The sequence below is a fragment of the Delftia sp. Cs1-4 genome (assembly GCF_000214395.1).
Classification (GTDB): domain Bacteria; phylum Pseudomonadota; class Gammaproteobacteria; order Burkholderiales; family Burkholderiaceae_C; genus Comamonas; species Comamonas acidovorans.
The window spans coordinates 3657133-3673242 of record NC_015563.1 but is presented as its reverse complement, the minus strand read 5'-3'; the positions used below and the strand labels follow the sequence as shown (position 1 = coordinate 3673242).

Genomic DNA, 16110 nt, shown 5'->3' with positions numbered 1-16110 from the left:
TGATAGGCGCTATGAACAAGCTGCCTAGCCCCCAGAATGCGTCCGTTTTGAATGCCGCCCTCAAGACGCCGATGTACCCAATCAAAGCGATTGCGAATCCGATGTAGAATAAAGCTACCATTTCATATCCTCCCTTGTAGCCGTCAATTATGATGTAAAAAACTCGTTACATAAAAGATTTTATCTTGTTGACGCTTGGTTGAAGTCTTGGCGATGACAATGTCGCCCAGACTGGTTTGAGTCGAGTGGTCGAATGCTCAACTGGCCTAAGAGTGGCTAACACCACTTCGTCACAGGCCCCCGCAGAGCAGTTATGCTCGCTGGCCCCCATGGCAAGACGACCCGTTAGCAAAGAACTGTGGCGACAGCTACAACCCCTGATCCCAGCCTTCGTGCCTTCTGCCAAAGGCGGTGCGCGCAAGCTCGCAGTCAGCGATGAGGCCGCCCTCAACGGCATCTTGTTCGTGCTGCAAACAGGCATTCCATGGGAAGACCTTCCCCAATCCCTGGGCTACGGCAGCGGCATGACTTGCTGGCGGCGTCTGCGCGACTGGAATGCCGCTGGTATCTGGGAGCAACTGCACCAGGCCATGCTGACTCGCTTGCGTGAACATGACCAAATCGATTGGAGCCGGGCCAGCATTGATGGCTCCTCGGTACCAAGCCCCCGGGGGGCCAGGAAACGGGCCCCAACCCCACGGACAGAGGCAAGCTCGGCTCCAAGCGGCACATCGTCGTAGATGCCAGAGGCATCCCACTGGTGATCTTGGTCAGCGGCGCGAACCGGCACGACTCCAAGATGTTCGAGAGGTGCGTGGACGCGATTCCTGCGATTGCTGGCCTGCCAGGACGTCCCCGTGGAAGACCGGCAAAGCTGCACGCCGACAAAGGCTACGACTTCAAGCGATGCCGAGCCCACCTGAGGCAGCGGGGCATCATTGGCCGAATTGCCAGACGAGGCATTGAGAGCAGCGAGCGGCTGGGCAAACACCGGTGGGTGGTGGAGAGGACGCACAGCTGGTTTGCAGGCTTTGGCAAGCTGCGAATCCGCTTTGAACGACGGCTGGATATCCACGAAGCGCTGCTGAAATTGGCGGCAGCGATCATCTGCGCGCGCTTCGTGGATCGGTGGTGTTAGCCAGTCTTATCCAACGAGCGCAGGCAGGCAGGCCAAGGTCGGCTCCGCGCAACCGTATCAGTGGCTTACACACTGGAACGTCTTGGCGACGATGATGTCGAGAAGGCTTGGTGGATGGCCGCCTGTTGGCGAAGTCGGTAAAGACTGGGTTGGCGGCGGTCTGAAGAGGCTGCGTGGCATTGGGAGAATGCCTGAACATGCTCCCCCGCTGGTAAGTGGCGGGAAAGAAGTCATGATTGCGCTCGATATCTGGCAGTTCCGTGCCTGGTTCTCATTGAGAAACTGGTTGCTGAATGGAGTGGGGTACTCCCGGTGTCACAATCACCTTCGGCGGCTCCTGCATCAGGGGCGTATTTGAGCCGCATGCAGCATTGACACCCGTGATCGCGGCATTGGTCCGCATCCGTTTTTCGTCTTGGGAAATGGTGCGAATGCTGGAGACGAATTCCAGCTCCTTGCGCGCCTGCTTGCACTGAAGGGACGCGCCGAGCTGCTCGGGCGCAGGAGCAGTTGTCTGGCGGGCTTGTTGCTCGATGACACGCTGCTGGCTCTCGATCTGGCGCTGCTGCATTTCGTTCATCTGGCGCTGATACTTTTGTTCATTCGCCTGTGCTGCATCAGCCCGTTCACGGGAGATCTCATCGTCCGATTTTTTGCGCTGTATCAGGGCGCCAGTGTCAGTGCTGCTGCAAGGACTGTCTGAGAAAGTCGACTTTCCAGAAGCATCCTTGCATTGAAAGACCTGGGCTGCGGCAGGCAATGCGAAAAGTGCTGTAAAGATTGCTGTGGTCAAGAGTCGCATATGCATATCGATGAATTGATGGGCCTGATCGGAATCGAATTACAGACGAAGAATAGTCCTTTGACCCGCATGCCTGGCAACTTTCGTCTTGGTTCGAATTGCCCGCTTCACTCGGCGTCCCGCAGGGCAGCGCGGCGGGCTGCTTCAGCGGTCTCCTGAGCCTGCCAGGTCCAGAGTAAACTCGCCCCCGCAGCCAGCACTCGCTGCACGATGGGAATGGAGCTTCCCGAAACCGCCCTGCGAAGGGCTGATGGCTCCTGCCTTGGTGGGATGGGTCCTGCCGGTGGCGGGGCCATGTCTTGATCCCGCCCGGCACGCCCGTCCCGGTTATTCGATGAAAGGACGGTCATGGGGTTCTACGGTTTCATTCTGGTGTTCGTTGGAGGCGGCCTGGGGTCTGCGCTCCGGCATGGCACGAACTTGCTCGCACTGCGGCTGGTGGGCGGTGCGTATCCACTGGGTACGTTGGCGATCAATGTGCTGGGTGCCTTCGTGATGGGGGTGGTGGTGGAGTGGTTTGCGCTCAAGACATCGCTGCCGCAGAGTGCGCGGCTGTTCATCACCACGGGCATTCTGGGTGGCTTCACCACGTTTTCGACGTACGCGCTGGAGGTCGGCATGCTGTATGAGCGTGGCGACTGGCTGGCCTCCGTGCTGTATGCGCTGGGCTCGCTGGTGCTGGGCGTGGCCGCGCTGTTTGCGGGGTTGGGGCTGGTGCGCATGGTGGCCCATTGAGATACCGTGATTGCGCTATGCTGTGCGCCATGGCCCGCCTGAACGCAACGCAGATTATTCGCACCATCCATTGGATGGTGGGTTAGCCAGGGGCCTTCAGCGCCATGCAACCCGCCCAGAGGAGGCGGGTTTTTTCATTCCGTCTCCGGGGTTTTCTCAAGCCTTTCAGGAGATGGATATGCAGGTTTCCGAACAGTCCCGGCCCCGTTGCGCAGAATATGCCGATGCCCCTGCCGCCAACGCGCGGCTTGCCACGCTGCACATGGTCTGCGGCAAGATCGGCTCGGGCAAGTCAACGCTGGCGCGGCAATTGGCGGCCGGGCCCGGAACGGTGTTGGTCAGCGAGGATTCCTGGCTGGCCGGCCTGTACCCCGGCGAGATGCAGTCGGTGGCCGATTACGTGCGTTGCAGCACGCGGCTCAAGGGGTTGATGGGGGCGCATGTACAGGCGCTGCTGGACGCTGGCGTGTCGGTGGTGCTGGATTTTCCGGCCAATACCCTGGAGGGTCGGGGCTGGGCGCGCAGCGTGTTCGAGAAAGTGGGTGCCTCGCACCGCCTGCATTTTCTGGATGTGCCTGACGAGGTCTGTAAGCAGCGCTTGCGTGTGCGCAATGCGGCAGGCGAGCATCCGTTTCAGGCCAGCGATGAGCAATTCGACCTGATCACGAGCTACTTTGTCGCGCCCTCCGACGAGGAGGGCTTCGACGTGGTGCATCACCCGTATGCGCCGGTCTGAAGTGCCGGCCTGGACGAGAGACTTCGCCACGGCCTCATCCCATCATCTCAGCTTGATCGAGCTTGCACCTCCACCCAATAGCGGGTGCGCGTGCGCAATTGCAGAGGAAAGCGGCTGACGAGCGCGGCCAGGGCGCGATCCGTGTCATCCACGGGAAAGGCGCCCGAGACAAGCATCCCGGCGACCTCGGCCGAGCAGCCCAGGTAGCCGGGCCGGTAGCGGGCAAGGGCGTCAATCAGCTGGCCCAACGGCATGTCCAGCGCGACCAGGCCGCCTTCATGCCAGCTGGCTGCAAAGGGGTCTGCGGACGTGGGCGGCTGGGTGGCGCTGGAAGAGAAGGCGGCCTGCTGTCCGGCCTGCAATTGCGCGGAGGGCGCATCGCTGTCCAGAGGCTGCAGGCGCACGGCCTTTTCCTGCACGGTGACGTGGCACAGGCCATCGTCCGCAAGATGGACCGTGAAGCGCGTGCCCAGGGCCAGTACGTGGCCTTGCGGTGTCTGCACGCTGAAGGGACGGCCCAGCGCGTCGGGCTCGGTGGCGACGAGGATGCGGCCACGGTGCAGGCGCAGCAGGCGCTGGCGGTCGTCAAAAACGGTGTCCAAGGCGGTTGCCGTATCCAGGGCCACCAGGGAGCCGTCGGGCAGCGTCAGATTCCGGCGCTCGCCTGTGGCTGTGCGCTGCCCTGCCTGCCAGCTTTCCAGTGGTGCGCCTTTCCAGGCCATCCAGGCCGTGGCGCCGCTGCCCAGGCCCAGCGCCACGCCGCGCACCACGGAGCGGCGGGTGGGCGAGGCGCGACGGCCCAGCGCCTGGCGCGCCAGGGGGGCGGGCAGATGCGACAGTTGCGCGGTGACGGATTGCACGCGCAGCCAGGCGCGCTGGTGGGCGGGATCGGCCTCATGCCATTTCTGCCAGTCCTGTTGCAGGCCCGCTGTGGCGGAGGCGCCGCGCAGTTTCACGTGCCAGGCGGCGGCCTCATGCAAGGCGCGGCGGTCGTTGCCTTCCAGATGTCTCTCGCCCATGTGGCTATGCCAGGACCAGGCAGCAATGCTCCATCGCCCGGGTCAGGTAGTTGCTGACGGTGCGCAGCGATACACCCAGGCGCTGGGCGATCTCTGGGTAGCTCAGTTCCTCGAACTGGGCCAGCACGAAGGCTTCGCGAACCTTGGGCGGAAGGCCTTGGAGCATGCGGTCCACATCCAGCAGGGTCTGCTGGACGATGGCCTGCTCTTCGGGCGAAGGCGCCAGCGATTGCGGCAACTGGGCCAGATAGTCCAGATAGGACTGCTCCAGCGTGCGGCGGCGAAACAGGTCGGCGACCAGGCCCCGGGCGATGGTGGCCAGGTAGCGCCTGGGTTCGCGGATGTCCTGCTGCGGCAGGGGCGAGCGCAGCAGGCGCACAAAGGTGTCCTGGGCCAGGTCGGCGGCATCGTCACGGTTGCCCAGGCGTTTGCGCAGCAGGCTTTCCAGCCAGGGATGGTGGTTCTGGTAGAGGCTGTGCACGGAGAAGGCTGGGGCGGAGGAGGCGGGCGCGCAGTGGCAATCGCTGCTGCAAAAGATAATAAGAATGCTTATCAATTATCTTTCAGGCCGGCGCCCCTCCCGCAAAGAGGGCGTCCACTTGTTGCATGTGCGCTACAGGGTAGTGGTGGCCGCCAGCCTGCAGCAGCTTTGCGCAGGCCGATTCCTCGTGCGGCACGCGGTCCACGCCACCCAGTTTGTGTCGTGCAAGGTGTGTCGCACACCTTGCATCGGGCCTCAGTTGGACGCTGATCCGCCGTGTGCCTCCATGCGCTCCAGAGCAGCGCAGACATCGGCCATGCGCCCGGAGATGAACAGGCATTCCGGCTGCTCCTGCGGCGACCGCTGGATGATGCGCAGGCCTGAAGGCTGCTCAGGCGCGGATTGCAGGGTGGGCTGCGTCGGCAGCAAGGGCAGGATCAGCTGGGCATCTCCATGGTCTGCAGCGCGTGCGGCCTTGCCGCGGCGCTGCTGGCTGCGCCGGCGTGCCTTGCTGAAAGAGATCACGTTGGCGGGCTCGGGTGCTGCGGCAGGTAATGGCTGGCACGCAGGGGCTTGTGCAAGAGGCATGGCCGACTCCATGGCGGTCGCAGTCAGGCGGATGCCATGTGCCAGGCGCAGGAAGGAAAAAGAAGACAGTGTTGGCAGAGCGAATCCCATGTGACGACTCCTGTTGGCGTGTTTCAAAGAGGCATGGACACAGGCAGGATTGCGGTTTGCGGGCAAAGCTCCGCCCAGGGCGAAGCTCCAAGGCTTCGCGCCTACCACCTGGGCGGTGCGTGAAATGGGGTGAGGCGGCCTGAGAAGGGCCGCCAGTCCGGCTTACATGGACATGCTGTTGCGGATCAGTCCCACGGCCAGGCCTTCAATGGCAAAGGCCTCTTCGGGGGCGACTCGGATCACCGGGTAATCGGGGTTTTCCGGCAGAAGTTCCACGCCCTGCGTGGTGCGGCGCAGGCGCTTGACGGTGACTTCATCACCCAGGCGTGCCACGACGATCTGGCCGTTGCGGGCTTCGTGTGCGGACTGCACGGCCAGCAGGTCGCCGTCCATGATGCCCGCGTCGCGCATGGACATGCCGCGCACGCGCAGCAGATAGTCGGGGCGCGTCTGGAACAGGCTGGGCTCGACGGAATAGGTTTGGTCGATATGTTCCTGGGCGAGAATGGGCGAGCCCGCCGCAACGCGGCCCACCAGGGGCAGCATCAGCGGTGCCAGGGCCGACAGCGGTAGTCCGAAGCTGGTGCCGCGCGCAGCATTGATGTTGCGCACGGTGTCGGTACGCAGGCGAATGCCGCGCGAGGTGCCGCTGACCAGTTCGATCACACCTTTGCGGGCCAGGGCCTGCAGGTGTTCTTCGGCTGCGTTGGCGGACTTGAAGCCCAGCGTGTTGGCGATTTCCGCGCGGGTGGGAGGCGCGCCCGTGCGGGAGATGGCGGCCTGGATCAGGTCCAGGATCTGTTGCTGGCGGGCGGTGAGCTTGGGATGGTCGAGCATGGCGTGCGTCCGGTCCTTGAGGGCAGATGGCAGGCTGGGAGGCCATCTGATGATTTATACAGTATCTGTATTTTTAACCAGTTTTCCAAGAGGTGCAAGTGGGGCAGTCAAAGTTGGTGATTCTGGGCACGGGCGGGACCATCGCCGGCCGGGCGGATTCGCAGTCGCAGGGCGTGGGGTACAAGGCCGGGCAGATCACGGTGCAGTCGCTGCTGGAGGCCGTGCCGGACCTGGAGCAGCAGGCGCTGGGGCCCGTGCAGACGCAGCAGATCGCGCAGGTGGACAGCAAGGATATGGACTGGCCCCTATGGCGCGCGTTGCTGCGCGCCTGCACGCAGGCACTGGAGGATGCGGATACACGCGCCGTGGTGATCACGCATGGAACGGACACGCTGGAAGAGACGGCCTGGCTGCTGCACAGCCTGCTGCCGGCCACCAAACCCATCGTGTTGACCTGCGCCATGCGCCCGGCCACGGCCCTGTTGGCAGACGGACCACAGAATCTGCGCGATGCCGTGACCGTGGCTGCCATCGGCGGGCGCAGCGGCGTATGGGTGGTGGCAGGCGGCGAGGTGCATGCGGCAGCCCAGGTGCAGAAGGTCCATCCCTACCGGCTGCAGGCAATGCGCTCCGTGGAAGGCGGGCCGCAGGCGTTGGTGGAGGAAGGGTGTGTGCGCTGGCTGGTGCCCGATGCGCCGTCCTCCCCCTCCGCACCGTCCACGCGGGCCATGGTGCCTGTGACCATGTCATCTGATCTGCTGGCGCTGGATGAGCTGCCCTGGGTCGAGGTGGTGTTCAGCGGCGCTTTGGCGCGTGCCAGCGGCGTGGATGCGCTGGTGGCGGCAGGCGTGCGTGGCATCGTCGTGGCTGGCACGGGCAATGCGACGGTTCACGAAGGCATGGAAGCGGCCTTGCAGCGCGCCCGCGACAAGGGCGTCTGGATCTGGCGGGGCACGCGCTGTGCCGAAGGCCTGCCCGTGGCCTCCGGCCTTGGGACCAACCCGGCAGAGGCCGATCTTGCGCAGCTGCCCGTGGCAAAGGCCCGGATTGCGATGATGCTGGCGCTGGCAGCGCAGCCGCGCGATTGAGCCTGCGGCGACGCCGGCATTTCTTCAGTTGCTGGCGGTCAACAAAAAAGCACCCGGCGGGTGCTTTTTTCGTTGCGGCACATGGCCTGCATCACTCAGCCAGTGCAGCCAGTGCGCGTTGGGTGATGTCCTCGACCGAGCCCAGGCCGCTGATGGCGCGGTACTTGGGCGCCGCTGCGGCTTCCTTTTCGGCCCATGCGCGGTAGTAGTCCACCAGGGGGCGGGTCTGGCTGCTGTAGACGTCCAGGCGCTTCTTGACGGTTTCTTCCTTGTCGTCTTCGCGCTGCACCAGCGGCTCGCCGGTCACGTCGTCCTGGCCTTCGACCTTGGGCGGGTTGAACTTGACGTGGTAGGTGCGGCCCGAGGCGGGGTGGGAGCGGCGGCCGCTCATGCGCTCAATGATGGCGTCGAAGGGCACGTCGATCTCCAGCACGTAGTCCAGCTTCACGCCAGCGGCCTTCATGGCGTCTGCCTGGGGAATGGTGCGGGGAAATCCATCAAACAGGAAGCCATTGGCGCAATCGGCCTGGGCGATGCGTTCCTTGACCAGATTGATGATCAGGTCGTCGCTGACCAGTTGGCCGGCGTCCATCACGGCCTTGGCCTGCTGGCCCAGGGGCGTTCCGGCCTTGACGGCAGCACGCAGCATGTCACCGGTGGAAATCTGGGGGATGCCGTACTTCTGGCAGATGAAAGCGGCTTGCGTGCCTTTGCCGGCGCCGGGTGCGCCCAACAAAATCAGTTTCATGGAAGTCCTTGAGGAGAGTAGAAATTCTTGTCTGCCGGATCGGCCCACCGGGGCGGACAGTCCATGCGTCATATTTTTGTCGCGGGCAAGGATAGCACGCACAGGGCTAACACTGGCTTACACGCAGAGGGCAAAACTGTCGCCTGTGCAATCTCCAAAAACTGCGTTTTGCTGTCCGACAAAACCGCATGTGCAGTTGTGTTGTGAATGGCGATGCCGGGCATCGCCATTGGCGCATCTGTATTGGCGTATGCGGGATCGGATTCAGGCGGACAACCGGGCGCGCACCCGCTCCAGGTCTTCGGGGGTGTCCACGCCGGGGCCTGGTGCATGGGGCGTCAGGTGGACGGCGATGCGGTGGCCGTGCCACAGCGCGCGCAACTGTTCCAGCGCCTCCAGCACCTCGGTAGGGGCGGGAGAAAGCTGCGGGAAGCTGCGCAGGAAACCGGCACGGTAGCTGTAGATGCCAATGTGGCGCAGTGGTGCGAAGCCGGGGTGGCCCGGCGCTGCCGCTGGAGATGCCGTCTCCCACCATGCCTGGCTTGCATGTTCACGCGCAAAGGGGATGGGGGCGCGGCTGAAATAGTGGGCCATGCCCTGGGCATCGCAGACGACCTTGACCACGTTCGGGTTGGTGAAGTCGGCCAGGCTGTCGATGGCATGTGCCGCCGTGCCCATGCTGGCCGAGGGCTGCTGCGGCAGCAGGGCGGCCACGGCATCGATGAGATCGGGAGCGATCAACGGTTCGTCGCCCTGGACGTTGACGACGATGTCGTCGCCATCCAGGCCCAGCAGTTCGCAGGCCTCGGCCAGGCGGTCGCTGCCGCTGGCGTGGTCGCTGCGCGTGAGCACGGCCGCAACGCCATGCGCGGCGCAGGCGGCGACGATGCTTTCGTCATCGGCCGCGACCACGCAGCGCGTGGCGCCGCTGAGGCCGGCACGCTGTGCCACGCGCACGACCATGGGAAGGCCTGCAATGTCTGCAAGGGGCTTGCCTGGCAGGCGGCTGGAGGCAAGGCGGGCAGGAATCAGAACCGTGAAGGGCGCGGTGGGCATGGTGCGTTGCGGAGAAGGTCGAAAGTGCGGGCGCGGGCGTCGTCGGAAATCGGGCCTTGCGGCGCGATCAGTCCTCGAGCTCGTCGTCGTCCAGCGTGCGGGCTTCGGCCTCCAGCAGCACCGGGATGCCGTCGCGCACGGGGTAGGCCAGGCGCGCGCTGCGCGAGACCAGTTCCTGGTGCTCGCGGTCAAAGCGCAGCGGGCCCTTGGTGACGGGGCAGACCAGCAGTTCGAGAAGTTTGGCGTCCATGTCGGATCCTGTGTTTTGGAGGGGGAGGGCGGGCCGTGGCGGCCAGCCAAGACGGTGATGATAGTCAGGCGCGTGGCCTGCGCAGCGCCTGCAGCCGCTGATCCAGCAGCGCCCAGAAATCTGGCGGCAGCTGCAATTGCAGCGCAACGGACCAGGCCTGGGGATGGGTGCGCCACAGCTTGACGGCATCCTTTTCGGTGCAGACCAGCGGGTCTTCATTGCGTCCCAGGCGCTGGAAGCTCTCAAAATTATAGTGATCTGGCAGTGCCTGGGCGTGCTCCAGCGCCAGACCCTGTTCAGTGGCCAGCATGGAGAAAAAGGCCTCGGGCCGGGCCACGGCGGCCACGGCCTCCACGGGCCGTCCGCGCAGGGCCGCCAGGGGAATGCGCTCACCGTGCGCATTGACGCCTTCAGCGGCCAGTTGGCGCTGCATGGCAAAGGCGGGCGCATCCGTTGGCGGGCAGGCTCCCGCGTGCAGCACGGCGGTGACGGGGCGCGGCCAGGGTTCGCGCAGCGGGCCGGCCGGCAGAAGCCAGCCATTGCCGATGCCGTCGTCGTTGAAGACGCACAGCTCGATGTCGCGGGCCAGGGCCAGGTGCTGCAGGCCGTCGTCGCTGATGACCACATCCACCTGCGGATGGCGGGCGCGCAGGGCCTGGACGGCCTCGATGCGCTTGCGGGCCACGAAGACCGGCACGCCGCTGGCGCGAGCCAGCAGCGCGGGCTCGTCGCCCACATCGGCGGGGGCGCTGTCAGGATGGGCTTCGCGGCAGTCGTCCGTGCTGCGGCCATAGCCGCGCGAGACGATGCCAGGGCTCCAGCCGCTGTCCCGCAGATGGCGGGCCAGGGCGAGCGTGACGGGGGTCTTTCCGGCGCCGCCCGCAATCACATTGCCGACGACGATGACCGGAATGCCGGCCTGGCCTGCACGCCTGAAACCCAGTGCATAGGGCAGCCGATGCAGGCCCAGCAGGGCACGGTACAGCAGGGACAGGGGATAGAGGGCACAGGCCAGCGGGCCGCGGTGGCGCCAGGCCGCGCGAAGCCCCCGGGCTGCGGGGGCGGGGCCATTCCCGGGCATGGAGGCCTTGCCCTCAGCGCCCGGCGCTGGCCGAGGTCTGCGTGGCAAAGGTGATCTGGGACAGTCCGGCGCGGCGCGAGGCTTCCATCACCGACACCACGGACTGGTGCGGCGCGGTGGCGTCGGCGCTGATGATGACCACGCTGTCCTTGCCGGCAACGGCCGCTGCGGCCAGTGCCTGGGTCAGGCCGGTGACGCTGCGGTCTTCCACGGCGGTCTTGTTGATGGCGTAGCGGCCGTCGGCGGCGATGGCGACGATGATTTCGCGGGGCCGGTCGCGCTGCTGCTCGACATCGGCCACGGGAAGGGTCAGCTGCAGTTCGGTGAACTTGCTGTAGGTGGTGGACAGCATCAGAAAGATCAGCACCACCAGCAGCACATCGATGAACGGGATCAGGTTGATCTCGGGCTCGTCACGGCGGCGGGGACGGAAGTTCATGGCAGGTCTCTCGCGTGCGGGTTCTGCGGGTTCACTTGCCGCCGACGCGCACCAGGTGGCGCACGAACTGCTCGGAAGCCAGCTCCATGCCCAGCAGGTAGCCATCGACGCGGGCGCGGAAGTAGCGCCAGAAGATCAGCGCCGGAATGGCGACGATCAGGCCGAAGGCCGTGTTGTACAGGGCGATGGAGATGCCGGCCGCCAGCTGCGCCGGGTTGCCGCCGCCGGTGGCCGATGCGCCGCCTTGCGAGCCGAAGATCTCGATCATGCCGATCACCGTGCCCAGCAGGCCCAGCAAAGGCGCGGCAGAGGCGATGGTGGCCAGCGCGCTCAGGTGCTTTTCCAGCGTGTGGGCAGCAGCGCGGCCGGCGCCTTCCATGGAGGCGCGAAGCTCTTCTTCGCTGCTGTCCGGATGGGCCTGCAGGGCGCGCAGTCCGCTTGCCAGGACTTCGCCCAGCGTGGAGTTCTGGGACAGCTGCTGCACGACTTCCTGGCTGGGCAGGCCGCGCGAGGACACGGAAATCGCCTCGCCCAGCAGGGCGGGCGGCGCCACGCGGGCCGTTTTCAGCGCCACGAAACGTTCAAAGACCAGGGCCAGAGCCAGGATGGAGCAGGCAATCAGTGGCCAGATCGGCCAGCCTGCGGCTTGTATGATCGACAGCAAGTTGTTTTCCCCCCGCGTTTAACTGCAGCCGACGATTATGGCCCAGCCATATGGCCGGTCCAGGCGTCTCGTGTCCGCGATCGCCTGAAAACTGTGACCCGGCGCAGCATCCAGGCAACGGGCGGCTCCCCATATTCGGGATTTTGGATGGTCGCTATAGCACAGATTTCTGTGGATAACTTTGTTATCAAGCGGGTTGCGCAAACGCCGCTGCGGCGGCGAATGGACACTGTGACAAATGTGAATTCTTTGTTGCAGCAAAAAAATCTTTATGAATCAATTGCTTGCGAGGTGTTTTTGAGAGTGCTTCTGCAAATTGCCGCCAAAGTGCCTGCTCGGGTCTGCATCCGCCTGCCTGTGGAGAATGTTGCACTGCATGCAGGCCGGGAGGCCGCATGAGTGGTGCATTCGGCGCAATGAACCCAGCAGCGGCGCCGCTGGTCTGGGAAGTCGGCGCGCTGTGCCGCGCCGTGAGCGACGCCTTGCAGGCACGCTTCAATCCGGTGGCGGTTCGCGGCGAGATCAGCGGCTTTTCCCGCGCGGCCAGCGGCCATTGCTACTTCAGCATCAAGGACGCGGGCGGGCAGATCCGCTGCGCCATGTTCCGGCGTGCGGCCCAGCTCATGGATTTTTCGCCGCGCGACGGCGAACTGGTCGAGTTGCGGGGCCGGCTGGGCGTCTACGAGCAGCGTGGCGACCTGCAACTGGTCGTCGAGAGCATGCAGCGCGCGGGCCAGGGCGCCCTGTTCGAGCAGTTCCTGCGGCTGAAGGCGCAGCTGGAGGCCGAAGGCCTTTTCGACGCGGCCCGAAAGCGCAGCCTGCCGCCGCTGCCGCGCGGCATTGGCGTGGTGACTTCGCCGGGGGCTGCTGCGCTGCACGACGTGATCACGGCGCTGCGCCGCCGCGTGCCCCATATCCCCGTGGTGCTGGTGCCTGCCCTGGTGCAGGGCGCGCAGGCGCCGGCCTCCCTGATCGACGCGCTGCAAAGGCTTTATGGCCTGGCGCGGGAAGGCGCGGGCTCAGTTGATGGCTCGGTGGCCGGCGCGCCGCCCATCGACACCATCTTGCTGGTGCGCGGGGGCGGCTCCATCGAAGACCTTTGGGCCTTCAACGACGAGCGCCTGGCCCGCACCATCGTGCAAAGCCCGGTGCCCCTGATCTGCGGCGTGGGGCACGAGACCGATTTCACCATTGCCGACTTCTGCGCCGACCTGCGCGCGCCCACGCCCACGGCGGCGGCCGAACTGGTGAGCCAGCCGCGCGAGGTCTGGATGGGTGCGCTGCAGTTCATGCAAGGCCGCCTGGAGGACGGTGTGCAGCGGCTGCTGGACCGCCAGCAGCAGCGCCTGGACCTGGCAGCGCAGCGCCTGGGCCGGCCCAGCGAGCAACTGGCCCGCAGCCGGCTGCAGCTCAGCCGCCAGGCCCAGCGACTGCGCCATGCCATGCAGTTGCGGCTGCAGCGCATGGACCATGCGGGGCAGGGCCTGCAGGCGCAGCTGCCTGCCGGCATGCGTCGCGGCCTGGACCGGCGTGCGGACCATCTGGCGCGCATGGAGCTTCGCCTGCAGCTGCTGGACCCGCGCCTGGTGCTGCAGCGCGGCTATGCCCTGCTGACCGATGCCGAGGGTCATCCCGTGACCGAGGCGCGCAGCGCGCCACCGGGCACGGCCTTGCAGGCGCAACTGGCCGACGGCAGCCTGGACCTGGTGGTGACGCAGCCGCGCCTGCTCTGAACTGCGGCCCGCTGTGTGCAGCGTTCGGCGTGCAGGGAGTGGCGGGCGGCAGGCAGTATCCGTGTAGGCCGATTGGCCGGATCAAGGTCAATTCACATCCACCCCCGCAGCAGCGGGCCAAGATGGGCCATTTGGCGCGCGCTTTCGCCGCAGGGTCACGAAGTTGTTCCTACAATGCCCGTTCGGGTGCGTGAGGGCCAGGGCTCGCAGCAATGCGCGCAGTGCAGGCCCCGCGCGACGGTCACGGCAGGCGCTGCAGGCGCTCTGCGCAACAGGTGCTGGCCCGTCCTAAAAGATTTCAACCACGAAGGAAACACCATGGAACATACCTTGCCCCCTCTGCCCTATGCGATTGACGCGCTGGCACCCCACTACAGCCAGGAAACGCTGGAGTACCACCATGGCAAGCACCACAACGCCTATGTGGTGAACCTGAACAACCTGCAAAAGGGCACCGAATTCGAAAACATGACCCTGGAAGAGATCGTCAAGAAGTCTTCCGGCGGCATCTACAACAACGCAGCCCAGATCTGGAACCACACCTTCTTCTGGAACTGCATGGCCCCCAGCGGTGGCGGCGAGCCCACCGGCGCACTGGCTGACGCCATCAACAAGAAGTGGGGCAGCTACGCCGCCTTCAAGGAAGCCTTCGTGAAGTCGGCCGTGGGCAACTTCGGCTCTGGCTGGACCTGGCTGGTCAAGAAGGCCGACGGTTCGGTGGACATCGTCAACACCGGCGCTGCCGGCACGCCCCTGACCACGGAAGACAAGGCCCTGCTGACCGTGGACGTCTGGGAACACGCCTACTACATCGACTACCGCAACCTGCGTCCCAAGTTCGTCGAGACCTTCCTCGGCCAACTGGTGAACTGGAAGTTTGCCGAGCAGAACTTCGCCTGATCGAAGCGCAGGTACGACGTGTGCACGCCATGTGCACGCAAAGCAAAAAGCCCCGGACGGGGCTTTTTGCTTTTTGAGGGGAAAGCGACGGCTCAGCGGCGCTGAGCGCGCAGCCGCCAGCCCGTCCACAGTGCCGTGCAGACCAGCAGCAGCGTGGCGCTGGCGATCACGGCGCTGAAACCCTGGCCGAAGGCCGTGCGTGCCAGTTCGGTCAACTGGTGCGCGGCCTGCGGCATCAGCTGATCGGCAGCCAGCAGGGCTTCGTCCAGGCTGTCGCGCACGGAATCGGGCAGGGCCAGGTCCAGGCCCTCCGGCAGGCGCAGTGAGCCTGCATAGATGGCCGACAGCAGGCTGCCCATCAGCGTCACGCCCAGGGCGCCGCCCAGCTCGTATGACACCTCCTCGACCGAGGCCGCCATGCCGGCACGGTCCGCGGGAGCGCTTTGCATGATGGTGCTCGACGCCGTGGTCATGGTCGCGCCTATGCCCAAGCCCAGCACGGCCAGCGCCGCCGCCTGCGGCCACCAGCCCATGTCGTGGACCAGCAGATAGCCGCCCATGCCCAGGCCCGACAGCAGCAGCGCTGCCGGCAGCATGCGCGCGCCGCCCAGGCGTGGCAGCCAGTGGCCTGCCACGGGGCCGGCCACAAAGGCGGCCAGCGGCAGCGGCAGCACGGCCAGGCCGGCCTGCAGTGGCGACAGTCCCTGCACCAGTTGCAGGCGCTGGCTGAACACGAGCTCCATGCCGATCAGCGCGGCCGCTGCCACCAGGGCCGAGGCCACGGCCGTGGCAAACGCCGGGTTGCGGAACAGCGCAAAGTCCAGCAGCGGGTCGCTGCTGTGGCGCTGGCGCCGCACGAACAGCGCGAGAAGGCCCAGGCCCAGCACCAGGGCCACGGCGGCCAGGGCCCAGTCGGGCGACTGTTTGCCGGCTTCCTTGATGGCGTAGGTGCTGCCCACCAGGCCTGCCATGACCTGCAATGAGCCGATGAAGTCCCAGGGCCGCTGCGAGGTGGCCGTGCCTGCGGGAATCAACCAGCCGGCCAGGGGCAGGGCGAGCAGCACGATGGGCACATTGATCAGGAACACCGAGCCCCACCAGAAGTATTCGAGCAGCAGCCCGCCCACCACCGGCCCGAAGGCCGCACCGCCCGAGGCCACCGAGGCCCAGATGCCGATGGCCAGCGCGCGCTCGCGCTCATCGGCAAAGCTCAGGCGGATCAGGGACAGCGTGGCCGGCATCATCATCGCCGCGCCCACGCCCAGCAGCGCGCGCGCCGCAATCAGCAGGGCGGGCGAGGGCGCAAAGGCCGCGCACAGCGATGCCACGCCGAACACGCACAGCCCAGCCATGAACAGCCGCTTGTGACCGAGCCTGTCGCCCAGCGTGCCCATGCCCAGCAGCAGGCCGGAGACCACCAGCGCGTAGATGTTGACGATCCACAGCTTGGCCGAGGCCGTGGCCGCCAGGTCATGTGTCAGGCGCGGAAGCGCCGTGTAGAGCACCGTCATGTCGATGACGATGAGCAGCAGCGCTACCGAGACAATGGCCAGCACCAGCCAGCGGCGCGGGTCGGCCGCCTGGGATTTTGGAAGATGCCCCGCAACGGGGTTCTGGGTTTGCGTTGTGAACGCCATAAAGCACCTGTTTGCCCCGGGCCTTGTGGGCCGGGGCTTCCTTCTTGATGAAAACCACAGTTTCCATCAATGAAATGATTCATCAAAG

At 65.6% G+C, this 16110-nt stretch carries 19 protein-coding genes and 1 riboswitch; of the genes, 7 read left to right on the top strand and 12 right to left on the bottom strand.

Going from position 1 to position 16110, the window contains the following annotated elements; genetic code table 11:
• The first annotated feature begins 329 nt into the window (after positions 1 to 329).
• A protein-coding gene (locus tag DELCS14_RS30020; RefSeq protein ID WP_085929071.1) for an IS5 family transposase occupies positions 330 to 1138 on the top strand; the annotation gives its coding sequence in 2 pieces (ribosomal slippage) (positions 330 to 660 and positions 660 to 1138; 810 coding nt in all).
• Positions 1139 to 1409: 271 nt separating this feature from the next.
• On the opposite strand, the gene DELCS14_RS16060 is transcribed toward DELCS14_RS30020, so the two are convergent.
• Entirely contained in the window at positions 1410 to 1940 is a 531-nt protein-coding gene (locus DELCS14_RS16060) for a DUF4124 domain-containing protein (protein ID WP_049801507.1), read from the bottom strand.
• 203 nt (positions 1941 to 2143) lie between these two features.
• Positions 2144 to 2207: riboswitch (Fluoride riboswitch) on the top strand.
• 81 nt (positions 2208 to 2288) lie between these two features.
• Here DELCS14_RS16060 and crcB point away from each other — a divergent pair.
• Both crcB and DELCS14_RS16050 read left to right on the top strand, forming a co-directional pair.
• The gene (gene crcB, locus DELCS14_RS16055; RefSeq protein ID WP_013802592.1) at positions 2289 to 2675 is read left to right on the top strand and encodes a fluoride efflux transporter CrcB; all 387 of its coding nucleotides are present in this window, start codon (positions 2289 to 2291) and stop codon (positions 2673 to 2675) included.
• 178 nt (positions 2676 to 2853) lie between these two features.
• A complete protein-coding gene (locus DELCS14_RS16050; RefSeq protein ID WP_013802591.1) occupies positions 2854 to 3411 on the top strand; it encodes an ATP-binding protein in 558 nt (185 codons plus the stop codon).
• A 47-nt stretch (positions 3412 to 3458) separates the two neighbouring features.
• Here DELCS14_RS16050 and DELCS14_RS16045 read toward each other — a convergent pair whose 3' ends face one another.
• The 4 genes from DELCS14_RS16045 to lexA form a co-directional block, all read right to left on the bottom strand.
• Positions 3459 to 4430: a FecR domain-containing protein gene (locus DELCS14_RS16045; RefSeq protein ID WP_013802590.1), complete on the bottom strand. Its 972-nt coding sequence runs from the start codon at positions 4428 to 4430 to the stop codon at positions 3459 to 3461.
• 4 nt (positions 4431 to 4434) lie between these two features.
• Positions 4435 to 4911 carry a sigma-70 family RNA polymerase sigma factor gene (locus tag DELCS14_RS16040; protein WP_043781909.1) on the bottom strand — a complete coding sequence of 159 codons (477 nt, stop codon included), beginning with the start codon at positions 4909 to 4911 and terminating at the stop codon, positions 4435 to 4437.
• Positions 4912 to 5166: 255 nt separating this feature from the next.
• Positions 5167 to 5499 (bottom strand): hypothetical protein, encoded by a 333-nt coding sequence (locus DELCS14_RS16035; protein WP_228676763.1) that lies wholly within the window; start codon positions 5497 to 5499, stop codon positions 5167 to 5169.
• Positions 5500 to 5751: 252 nt separating this feature from the next.
• A complete protein-coding gene (gene lexA / locus DELCS14_RS16030; RefSeq protein ID WP_012205399.1) occupies positions 5752 to 6426 on the bottom strand; it encodes a transcriptional repressor LexA in 675 nt (224 codons plus the stop codon).
• A 98-nt stretch (positions 6427 to 6524) separates the two neighbouring features.
• Here lexA and DELCS14_RS16025 point away from each other — a divergent pair, with 98 nt between their 5' ends.
• Positions 6525 to 7514 carry an asparaginase gene (locus DELCS14_RS16025; RefSeq protein ID WP_013802587.1) on the top strand — a complete coding sequence of 330 codons (990 nt, stop codon included), beginning with the start codon at positions 6525 to 6527 and terminating at the stop codon, positions 7512 to 7514.
• A gap of 91 nt (positions 7515 to 7605) precedes the next feature.
• Here the strand turns inward: DELCS14_RS16025 and adk are convergent, their stop codons facing one another.
• The 6 genes from adk to DELCS14_RS15995 form a co-directional block, all read right to left on the bottom strand.
• Complete coding sequence (gene adk, locus DELCS14_RS16020) at positions 7606 to 8262, bottom strand: adenylate kinase (protein ID WP_012205401.1); 657 nt, start codon at positions 8260 to 8262, stop codon at positions 7606 to 7608.
• A 264-nt stretch (positions 8263 to 8526) separates the two neighbouring features.
• Positions 8527 to 9318: a 3-deoxy-manno-octulosonate cytidylyltransferase gene (gene kdsB / locus DELCS14_RS16015; RefSeq protein WP_013802586.1), complete on the bottom strand. Its 792-nt coding sequence runs from the start codon at positions 9316 to 9318 to the stop codon at positions 8527 to 8529.
• Between the two features lie 67 nt (positions 9319 to 9385).
• Positions 9386 to 9568, bottom strand: coding sequence for a Trm112 family protein (locus tag DELCS14_RS16010; RefSeq protein WP_012205403.1), 183 nt, complete (start codon positions 9566 to 9568; stop codon positions 9386 to 9388).
• A 64-nt stretch (positions 9569 to 9632) separates the two neighbouring features.
• Complete coding sequence (gene lpxK / locus DELCS14_RS16005; RefSeq protein WP_013802585.1) at positions 9633 to 10649, bottom strand: tetraacyldisaccharide 4'-kinase; 1017 nt, start codon at positions 10647 to 10649, stop codon at positions 9633 to 9635.
• A gap of 13 nt (positions 10650 to 10662) precedes the next feature.
• Positions 10663 to 11088: a biopolymer transporter ExbD gene (locus DELCS14_RS16000; protein ID WP_012205405.1), complete on the bottom strand. Its 426-nt coding sequence runs from the start codon at positions 11086 to 11088 to the stop codon at positions 10663 to 10665.
• 31 nt (positions 11089 to 11119) lie between these two features.
• Positions 11120 to 11752 carry a MotA/TolQ/ExbB proton channel family protein gene (locus DELCS14_RS15995; protein WP_012205406.1) on the bottom strand — a complete coding sequence of 211 codons (633 nt, stop codon included), beginning with the start codon at positions 11750 to 11752 and terminating at the stop codon, positions 11120 to 11122.
• Between the two features lie 147 nt (positions 11753 to 11899).
• Here DELCS14_RS15995 and DELCS14_RS30620 point away from each other — a divergent pair, with 147 nt between their 5' ends.
• From DELCS14_RS30620 to DELCS14_RS15985, 3 genes are all read left to right on the top strand, one after another.
• Positions 11900 to 12151 (top strand): hypothetical protein, encoded by a 252-nt coding sequence (locus DELCS14_RS30620; RefSeq protein ID WP_157158280.1) that lies wholly within the window; start codon positions 11900 to 11902, stop codon positions 12149 to 12151.
• Entirely contained in the window at positions 12148 to 13485 is a 1338-nt protein-coding gene (gene xseA / locus DELCS14_RS15990; protein WP_013802584.1) for an exodeoxyribonuclease VII large subunit, read from the top strand. Before DELCS14_RS30620 ends, xseA begins: the two co-directional genes overlap by 4 nt.
• Before the next feature lie 318 nt (positions 13486 to 13803).
• Positions 13804 to 14385: a Fe-Mn family superoxide dismutase gene (locus tag DELCS14_RS15985; RefSeq protein WP_013802583.1), complete on the top strand. Its 582-nt coding sequence runs from the start codon at positions 13804 to 13806 to the stop codon at positions 14383 to 14385.
• A 92-nt stretch (positions 14386 to 14477) separates the two neighbouring features.
• Here the strand turns inward: DELCS14_RS15985 and DELCS14_RS15980 are convergent, their stop codons facing one another.
• The gene (locus DELCS14_RS15980; protein WP_013802582.1) at positions 14478 to 16022 is read right to left on the bottom strand and encodes an MFS transporter; all 1545 of its coding nucleotides are present in this window, start codon (positions 16020 to 16022) and stop codon (positions 14478 to 14480) included.
• Positions 16023 to 16110: the final 88 nt, after the last annotated feature.

Excerpts from the sequence above, each read along its gene's own strand:
- kdsB (WP_013802586.1), bottom strand. The coding sequence starts at position 9,318 with ATGCCCACCGCGCCCTTCACGGTTCTGATTCCTGCCCGCCTTGCCTCC.
- lexA (WP_012205399.1), bottom strand. The coding sequence starts at position 6,426 with ATGCTCGACCATCCCAAGCTCACCGCCCGCCAGCAACAGATCCTGGAC.
- crcB (WP_013802592.1), top strand. The coding sequence starts at position 2,289 with ATGGGGTTCTACGGTTTCATTCTGGTGTTCGTTGGAGGCGGCCTGGGG.
- lpxK (WP_013802585.1), bottom strand. The coding sequence starts at position 10,649 with ATGCCCGGGAATGGCCCCGCCCCCGCAGCCCGGGGGCTTCGCGCGGCC.
- DELCS14_RS16000 (WP_012205405.1), bottom strand. The coding sequence starts at position 11,088 with ATGAACTTCCGTCCCCGCCGCCGTGACGAGCCCGAGATCAACCTGATC.
- DELCS14_RS16045 (WP_013802590.1), bottom strand. The coding sequence starts at position 4,430 with ATGGGCGAGAGACATCTGGAAGGCAACGACCGCCGCGCCTTGCATGAG.
- DELCS14_RS30620 (WP_157158280.1), top strand. The coding sequence starts at position 11,900 with ATGGTCGCTATAGCACAGATTTCTGTGGATAACTTTGTTATCAAGCGG.
- xseA (WP_013802584.1), top strand. The coding sequence starts at position 12,148 with ATGAGTGGTGCATTCGGCGCAATGAACCCAGCAGCGGCGCCGCTGGTC.
- DELCS14_RS16010 (WP_012205403.1), bottom strand. The coding sequence starts at position 9,568 with ATGGACGCCAAACTTCTCGAACTGCTGGTCTGCCCCGTCACCAAGGGC.
- DELCS14_RS16035 (WP_228676763.1), bottom strand. The coding sequence starts at position 5,499 with ATGCCTCTTGCACAAGCCCCTGCGTGCCAGCCATTACCTGCCGCAGCA.
- DELCS14_RS16050 (WP_013802591.1), top strand. The coding sequence starts at position 2,854 with ATGCAGGTTTCCGAACAGTCCCGGCCCCGTTGCGCAGAATATGCCGAT.
- adk (WP_012205401.1), bottom strand. The coding sequence starts at position 8,262 with ATGAAACTGATTTTGTTGGGCGCACCCGGCGCCGGCAAAGGCACGCAA.
- DELCS14_RS15980 (WP_013802582.1), bottom strand. The coding sequence starts at position 16,022 with ATGGCGTTCACAACGCAAACCCAGAACCCCGTTGCGGGGCATCTTCCA.
- DELCS14_RS15985 (WP_013802583.1), top strand. The coding sequence starts at position 13,804 with ATGGAACATACCTTGCCCCCTCTGCCCTATGCGATTGACGCGCTGGCA.
- DELCS14_RS16060 (WP_049801507.1), bottom strand. The coding sequence starts at position 1,940 with ATGCGACTCTTGACCACAGCAATCTTTACAGCACTTTTCGCATTGCCT.